The organism is Natroniella sulfidigena (assembly GCF_023223645.1).
Lineage (GTDB): Bacteria > Bacillota > Halanaerobiia > Halobacteroidales > Halobacteroidaceae > Natroniella > Natroniella sulfidigena.
The window spans coordinates 1-7,393 of sequence record NZ_JALKBY010000028.1 but is presented as its reverse complement, the minus strand read 5'-3'; the positions used below and the strand labels follow the sequence as shown (position 1 = coordinate 7,393).

Here is a 7,393-nt window from a genome sequence, read left to right as displayed (position 1 = left end):
CCCCGATAGCTCAGTTGGTAGAGCGAGTGGCTGTTAACCACTTTGTCGTAGGTTCGAGTCCTACTCGGGGAGCCATTTTATTTTAGAATACCTTTTGGGGTGTTTTTTTTATTTTAACTTAAGAATTGGAGCAGGAAAGAAGGAAAAGAAGATAATGTCTAGAAAATTAACTAAATAGGGTAAAGGATTTGCAAAGTGAATCAAAGTTATGATATATTATTAATTAGTTTAATGTGAGTAGTAATGCTTTAATTGTTATATTGTTAGATTATAAATATTTAATGAAAAAGAGGTGGAATTATAGTGGGGATTAAGTTAATTAATATTGGGTTTGGTAATATTGTTGCAGCTAATCGAATTATTGCAATTGTCAGTCCGGAATCGGCGCCTATCAAAAGGGTTATTCAAGATGCTCGTGATCGTGGAATGTTAATCGATGCTACATATGGAAGAAGAACAAGGGCAGTTGTGGTTACTGATAGTGATCATATTATTTTGTCTGCTGTACAACCTGAAACAGTTTCACAACGATTAACTGATGAAGACGAATAATACTTTAGTGGGAGGAGGTATTTTTTAGAATAAAATGGGATATAACAGAGGTAGTCAAAGAGGAAATTTGATAGTTTTGTCAGGGCCTTCTGCAGTAGGAAAAGGAACAGTATTGAGTTTTTTATTAGAGGAGTATGATGATATTTGTTATTCTGTATCTGCTACTACTAGAGAACCAAGAGAAGGGGAAGAAGATGGAATAGATTATTTTTTTATGTCAACAAAAAAATTTAAGTCTTTAATCAAAAAAAATGAATTTATTGAATGGGCCAAGGTACATAATAATTATTACGGGACTCCTAAAAAATATGTTGAAGAGACTTTAGCAAGTGGTCGAGATGTTATTTTAGAAATAGATATTCAAGGAGCCAAGCAAGTAAAAGATTCTTTTGCAGAAGGAATTTTTGTCTTTTTAGCTCCTCCATCATTGGATGAGTTAGAATCTAGGATTTATGGTCGAGGTACTGAGAGTGAAAAAGCAATTGAAACAAGGCTAGAAAATGCTAGTAAAGAATTAAAGCAGGTTGAAGAATATGATTATTTAATTATTAATGATCAAGTAGAGAAAGCTGTCAAGAAGTTAAAAGCAATAATTGTAGCTGAAAAATGTAAGGTAAAAAATTAGAGCTTAAAGGTATGTCAAGTATGATGGTAAGTTTGGTTTTAGTTAAGAATATTACTGAAATGAGAGTGAAGAAAGGTTTAGATAGCAGTCAAAGGTCTCATAATAGTATTCAATTTAGCTGAGAACACTAATAAATTGAAAGGGAGGGATAGACATGTTAGCACGTCCAGAGATGGGAGATATATTAGAAAAATGTGATGCTGTTTTTACTGCAGTAGTAGTTTCTTCTAAACGAGCAAGACTGTTAAAAGAAGGAGAAGAAGAATTGTTAGATGAGTATAAAGGTTCTAAAGAGGTTTCAAAGGCTTTAGAAGAGATTGTAGCTGGCAAAGTAAGACCTAAGAAAGATAATTAATCTTAAACTGATTGATGAGGTGCTGATGCTGATATGTTGAAGAATAAAACAATTGTAGTAGGGATTACAGGCGGGATAGCTGCTTATAAAGCAGTTGAGGTGGTGAGTAGGTTAAAAAAATTAGGAGCTAATGTACATGTAATTATGACTGAAGCTGCTACCAAATTTGTTCAACCACTTACTTTTCGTTCATTAAGTCATAATCCTGTAATTGTTGATATGTTTGGGGAACCTCAATCATGGGATGTTGAACATATTTCTTTAGCTGAGAAGGCAGATATGTTTTTGGTTGTTCCAGCGACTGCTAATCTAATTGGTAAAGTGGCTAATGGGATTGCAGATGATATGTTATCGACGACAATAATGGCTACTACAGCTAAAGTAGTCTTTTCGCCTGCAATGAATGTAAATATGTATCAAAATTCAATTGTTCAAAAAAATATCTTAAGTTTAAAGGAAGAAGGCTATCGATTTATTGAACCTGATAAAGGTTATTTAGCTTGCGGAACTGAAGGAAAGGGTAGATTACCTGCTCCTGAAGAGGTTGTTACTACTTCTGTCGCTTATCTATTAAGTCCACTGGATTTAGTAGGGAAAAAGGTTTTAATTACAGCGGGAGGAACACAGGAAGATTTAGATCCAGTTAGATATTTAGGAAACCGATCATCAGGAAAGATGGGTTATGCTTTAGCTAGAGTTGCTAAGGCTAGAGGAGCAGAAGTTACTTTAATTTCTGCCCCTACTCAATTAAATAAACCTTCTGGGGTCAAAGTAATCAATGTTAGAACTGCTGCTGAGATGTATCAGCAGGTTTTTAAGTATCAAGAAGAGCAAGATATAATTGTTATGGCAGCAGCAGTAGCAGATTATACCCCTGAATTTACTGCTAAAGATAAGATTAAAAAAAGTAGTAAATTAACTTTAGAATTAGAAAGAACAACAGATATATTAGCAGAATTAGGTAACAACAAAGGGGATCAGATTCTAGTTGGGTTTGCTGCAGAATCAAATGATTTAGTTGTAAATGCTCAGAAAAAATTGAAGAAAAAATCGGTTGATTTTATTGTAGCTAATGATATCAGTGCTCAAGATACAGGATTTGCTTCTGATTTTAATCAAGTTGTGATTATAAGTAAAGCTGATCACATTGAAGTAGCTAAGGCCACTAAATTGCAGGTTGCAGATAGGATTTTTTCAGAAATTGTTAAAATTTTAGATTAAGGAAGTGATAAAGTGGACAAGATTAAGGTGGAGAGTTTTACACTTGATCATACTAAGGTAGATGCTCCATATGTGAGGAAAGCAGGAAAGATAACTACCCCCCAAGGAGATATTATTCAAAAATATGATTTGAGGTTAGTTCAACCGAATCAAGGAGCAATTTCTACTGGAGCTTTGCATACTTTAGAACATTTATTAGCTACTTATATTCGAGAAGAGATGGCTGATGTAGTTGATATTTCACCAATGGGATGTAGAACAGGATTTTATCTAATTCGGATTGGTGAACTTGAATTAGAAGAGGTAGAAGCAGTATTAATTTCTGCTTTAGAAAAGATATTAGAAGCTGATTTAGGAGATATTCCAGCTACTACTGCTAAAGAATGTGGAAATTATCGTGATCATTCCTTATTTGGAGCTCAGGAATATGCTAAGGTAGTTTTAAAAGATTTTTCTGAATAAAGAATTAATCCACTCAGTTATTGGGTGGATTTTTATGCTTTATGTATAATTAAAATTATAGTAAATTAGGTAATATATTATTAAAATAATTTAATAATTATCACAAGATAATAAAAACTAATTAAGCTGTTATTATGTTATGAGTGAATATATTATTTCAAATATTTATTGTAATTACCGATATGAAAGGAGTTAAAGGAATGCCTGAAGTATTAGATGAAGAGGTTGATATAACACTTAAAACTAAAAGATGGTTATATATTCCTCTAGGAATATTGATCTTTATGTGTATGGGGGCAGTATATTCTTGGAGTGTTTTTAGAAAGCCTGTAGAAGATTTATTAAATATTAGTGCCACTCAAAGTGGTTTGCCTTACATGGTTTTCTTAGTTTTTTATGCTGTTTTGATGCCAATAGCAGGTGGATTTATAGATGATTACGGGCCAAAGTTAGTAACTATGGTTGGAGGAGGTTTGGTTGGTCTTGGTTGGTTCTTATCAAGCTTTGCCACAAGTATTATTCAGTTAGCAATAACTTATGGTGTAATTGCGGGGGCAGGAGTAGGAATAGCTTATGGTGCTCCTATGGCGGTAGCTGCTAAGTGGTTTCCAGATAAGAAGGGTTTAGCAGTTGGTCTTACTCTAGGAGGATTTGGACTGTCTCCTTTTATAACTGCCCCTTTAGCAAACTGGTTAATTGATGTATATGGTCTATTTAATGCGTTTAGATTTTTGGGGATAGCTTTTACTATAATTATTATAATTTTAGCTTTACCTTTAAAGTTTCCGCAAGGTAATTTAGGAATTAAAGATCATAATTCAGAAGATTTTGTTGCTGATGATTTAGATTTGAATGTTAAGGCTATGATCAAAACTACATCCTTTTATGGATTGTGGCTTTGTTTTATTGTAGGGACTCTAATAGGTTTGATGGCTATTGCTATTACCAGTCCGGTAGCAGAAGAGGTTGTTAATTTAGATTCTCAAACTGCTGCTTTTATGATTTCTTTATTTGCTATCTTTAATGGAGTAGGAAGGCCAATTTTTGGCTGGCTTACTGATGAATTTGGCCCTAAATATGCTGCTATATTATCTTATCTATTAATAATTTTAGCTTCTATTTTAATGTTGAATGTTCAAGAAAGTTCTATGGTCTTATATGGTATAGCCTTTAGTATTTTGTGGTTGAATCTTGGTGGTTGGCTAGCAATTGCTCCAGCAGCTACGGCAATTCTTTTCGGTGATCAGAATTATAGTAAAAATTATGGTGTTGTATTTACTGCTTATGGTATAGGAGCAGTCTTAGGAAATTTAATTTCAGGTAATTTAAGAGATCTGCTAGGAAGTTATATCTATACATTTTATCCAGTAATTATTTTATCTATTTTAGGGATAATAACATCGATTTTTTTATTAAAAAAGCCTAAACAAAAAGTGAAATAAAAAACGCCTTGTATAATACAAGGCGTTTTTTGGTTATAAGAAATTAACACATTCAGTTATCAATTGAATTTTTATACATATTGATGGTTTATATTACGATAAATTAGGCAACGATCTGTTTAATTATTAAAAAAAATGAATATTTATTATAAAAAACTGATAAAAAGGTTGTTGAAAATTATTTAATCTGTTAAAATAATATAAGTGAATATATTAATTTACTTAGTTATCTTTAATTATAGGTAGAAAGGAGTTAAAAAATGGATGAAATATTAAATGAAGAGATTGGTATAGCACTTGAAACTAAAAGGTGGCTTTATATTCCTTTAGGAATATTGATTTTTATGTGCATGGGGACAGTATATTCTTGGAGTGTTTTTAGAAGCCCTGTAGAGGAATCATTAAATATTAGTGCAACTCAAAGTGGTTTACCTTATATGGTCTTTTTACTATTTTATGCTTTATTAATGCCAGTAGCAAGTGGATTTATAAATGATTACGGGCCAAGGTTAGTAACTATGCTTGGAGGAGTTTTGGTTGGGCTTGGTTGGTTTTTATCAAGTTTTGTAACAAGCGTTAACCAATTAATTATAACTTATGGTGTAATTGCTGGAGCAGGAGTAGGAATAGCTTATGGTGCTCCTATGGTAGTAGCTGCTAGATGGTTTCCAGATAAAAGGGGGTTAGCTGTTGGTCTTACTCTAGGAGGATTTGGTATATCTCCTGTTATAACAGCACCTTTATCTAGATGGTTGATAGATTCATATGGCTTATTTCAGACATTTAGAATCTTAGGAATAGCTTTTACTATAATTGTTATAATTTTGGCTTTACCCTTAAGATTTCCTAAAGATGAGTCAGAAATTGAGTATGATAAATTGGAGAGTGAAAAGAAGAAAAAGGCAATTAATTTCACTGCTAAAGATATGATTAAAAATAAGGCCTTTTATGGTTTGTGGATCTGTTTTAGTATAGGAACTCTAACTGGCTTAACTATTATTGGTATTTCAAGTCCGGTAGCTCAAGAGATTATTAATCTAGATGCTCAAATTGCTTCTCTTATGGTAGCTTTGTTTGCTATTTTTAATGCAGCAGGACGTCCAATTTTTGGTACGATTACGGATAATTTCGGAGCTAAGCGGGCTGCTATTTTATCTTTTTCTTTAATAATTTTATCTTCCGTATTAATGTTAAATAATCAAGAAGGGTCTATGGTCTTATATATTATATCTTTCAGTGTTTTATGGTTAAGTAGTGGTGGTTGGTTAGCTATAGCACCTGCAGCTACGGCAGCTCTTTTTGGTAACAAACATTATACTAAAAATTATGGGATTGTATTTCTTGCTTATGGTATAGGAGCAATCTCAGGAAATTTGATTGCAGGTAATCTAAGAGATATGCTTGGGAGTTATATTTATACATTCTATCCTATAATTATTTTAGCTGGATTAGGAATAATAGCTGCGGTTTTTTTATTAAAAATGCCTCAAGAAACAATAGAATAAAAAAAGACTTGCTTATGCAAGTCTTTTTTTATTGCTTACCTTCTATAAGCTCCTACAGATAATACATTATCTACAGTATCAAATTCTAGACCTTCTTCTCTTGTTTCTTCAATAATAGTTGGCAAGGCCTCAACTGTTGGCGCCAAACTATTTCCTTCTCCAGTAGCAGAGTGTAATAAAACGATAGCACCGGGGTTAATTCCTGGTAATGTATTATCAAGTAACTCTTCTTTGCTATCAACTCTCCAGTCAAATGAATCGACAGACCAGTTAATTACTCTATAGTTCGAATCAGCTGCTTGATTTACTACTCTACTTGAAGCAAAACCATAAGGTGGTCGTAAAAGAGTAGTCTTACGATTGATTATCTGTTCAAGTGCTTCTTCTGTCTTCTGTATTTCTTCAGTAATTGTGTCAGCATTTAATAAACTTAAATTTGGGTGTGACCAGGAGTGATTTCCAATAACATGACCTTCCTCAATCATCCTCTCAACTATGTGAGGATATTTCTCTACAGCTTCTCCTACTAAAAAGAAGGTTGCTCTGACATTATACTCTTTTAGTATATCTAGAATTTGTGGTGTATATTTATTATCTGGACCATCATCGAAAGTTAGTGCTACTTTATCAGCACCTCGGTAATAGATCTTTGGTTCTTCTTGTTCTTTTATTTCGGCTGATACAGATCCTTCGCGACTGAGCCAACTAGTTGGTGAATACCTTGTTTCAGCATTAGAACTTTTAGCTTGGTCTTCAGTTTGGTCTTGTTCATTGTTATTAGTCCGTTCTTGATTGTTATCAGAGTCAGAACTAGATTCATTGTTACTAGAAGGTAGATTTAACTTATCACCAGGATAAATTAAATCTTGATTACTAAGGTCATTGATGCTGGTTAAGGTAGAAATAGTAATATCATATTTTCTAGCAATTGTAAATAATGACTCTCCATCTTTAATAGTGTGAGTTTGATTAGCATAGCTAATTTCAATAGTTACTATGCTGAGTAGTAGTGTAATGGCTAGTAAGATTATTAGATTATTTTTTGACTGGATCAATTATTGTGCCTCCTTAATAGAATATAATTTTAAGTCTAGAATAGCATAACTTATATAAGTTCTCAAGCTGTAAATAATGGATAAGGTAGATGGTGGTTATTGACATCCTCCCCGCCCGTTCGCAAAGCTCACGAACGGGGATTCCTAGAAGGAACTTGCGAGGTTGTCTGCTGATT

Annotated in this window: 8 protein-coding genes; 7 read left to right on the top strand and 1 reads right to left on the bottom strand. The window is 33.1% G+C overall.

What is annotated here, in order from left to right; translation table 11 throughout:
* Nucleotides 1-303: 303 nt before the first annotated feature.
* The 7 genes from remA to MWH28_RS12675 all read left to right on the top strand — a co-directional run bounded on the left by remA (nt 304) and on the right by MWH28_RS12675 (nt 6,162).
* Entirely contained in the window at nt 304-552 is a 249-nt protein-coding gene (gene remA, locus MWH28_RS12705) for an extracellular matrix/biofilm regulator RemA (RefSeq protein ID WP_248619766.1), read from the top strand.
* Nucleotides 553-586: 34 nt separating this feature from the next.
* The gene (gene gmk, locus MWH28_RS12700) at nt 587-1,177 is read left to right on the top strand and encodes a guanylate kinase (RefSeq protein ID WP_248619765.1); all 591 of its coding nucleotides are present in this window, start codon (nt 587-589) and stop codon (nt 1,175-1,177) included.
* A gap of 154 nt (nt 1,178-1,331) precedes the next feature.
* Nucleotides 1,332-1,532, top strand: coding sequence for a DNA-directed RNA polymerase subunit omega (rpoZ, locus tag MWH28_RS12695; RefSeq protein ID WP_248619764.1), 201 nt, complete (start codon nt 1,332-1,334; stop codon nt 1,530-1,532).
* 33 nt (nt 1,533-1,565) lie between these two features.
* A complete protein-coding gene (gene coaBC, locus MWH28_RS12690; protein ID WP_248619763.1) occupies nt 1,566-2,753 on the top strand; it encodes a bifunctional phosphopantothenoylcysteine decarboxylase/phosphopantothenate--cysteine ligase CoaBC in 1,188 nt (395 codons plus the stop codon).
* A 12-nt stretch (nt 2,754-2,765) separates the two neighbouring features.
* Nucleotides 2,766-3,215, top strand: a complete 450-nt coding sequence (locus MWH28_RS12685) for an S-ribosylhomocysteine lyase (protein WP_248619762.1) — start codon at nt 2,766-2,768, stop codon at nt 3,213-3,215.
* Between the two features lie 200 nt (nt 3,216-3,415).
* Nucleotides 3,416-4,657, top strand: a complete 1,242-nt coding sequence (locus MWH28_RS12680; protein WP_248619761.1) for an L-lactate MFS transporter — start codon at nt 3,416-3,418, stop codon at nt 4,655-4,657.
* Nucleotides 4,658-4,917: 260 nt separating this feature from the next.
* The gene (locus MWH28_RS12675) at nt 4,918-6,162 is read left to right on the top strand and encodes an L-lactate MFS transporter (protein ID WP_248619760.1); all 1,245 of its coding nucleotides are present in this window, start codon (nt 4,918-4,920) and stop codon (nt 6,160-6,162) included.
* A 35-nt stretch (nt 6,163-6,197) separates the two neighbouring features.
* Here MWH28_RS12675 and MWH28_RS12670 read toward each other — a convergent pair whose 3' ends face one another.
* Nucleotides 6,198-7,217 carry a polysaccharide deacetylase family protein gene (locus MWH28_RS12670; protein ID WP_248619759.1) on the bottom strand — a complete coding sequence of 340 codons (1,020 nt, stop codon included), beginning with the start codon at nt 7,215-7,217 and terminating at the stop codon, nt 6,198-6,200.
* Between the last annotated feature and the right edge of the window lie 176 nt (nt 7,218-7,393).

Coding starts and splice junctions, on each gene's coding strand:
- MWH28_RS12680 (WP_248619761.1), top strand. CDS start 3,416: ATGCCTGAAGTATTAGATGAAGAGGTTGATATAACACTTAAAACTAAA.
- gmk (WP_248619765.1), top strand. CDS start 587: ATGGGATATAACAGAGGTAGTCAAAGAGGAAATTTGATAGTTTTGTCA.
- coaBC (WP_248619763.1), top strand. CDS start 1,566: ATGTTGAAGAATAAAACAATTGTAGTAGGGATTACAGGCGGGATAGCT.
- rpoZ (WP_248619764.1), top strand. CDS start 1,332: ATGTTAGCACGTCCAGAGATGGGAGATATATTAGAAAAATGTGATGCT.
- MWH28_RS12675 (WP_248619760.1), top strand. CDS start 4,918: ATGGATGAAATATTAAATGAAGAGATTGGTATAGCACTTGAAACTAAA.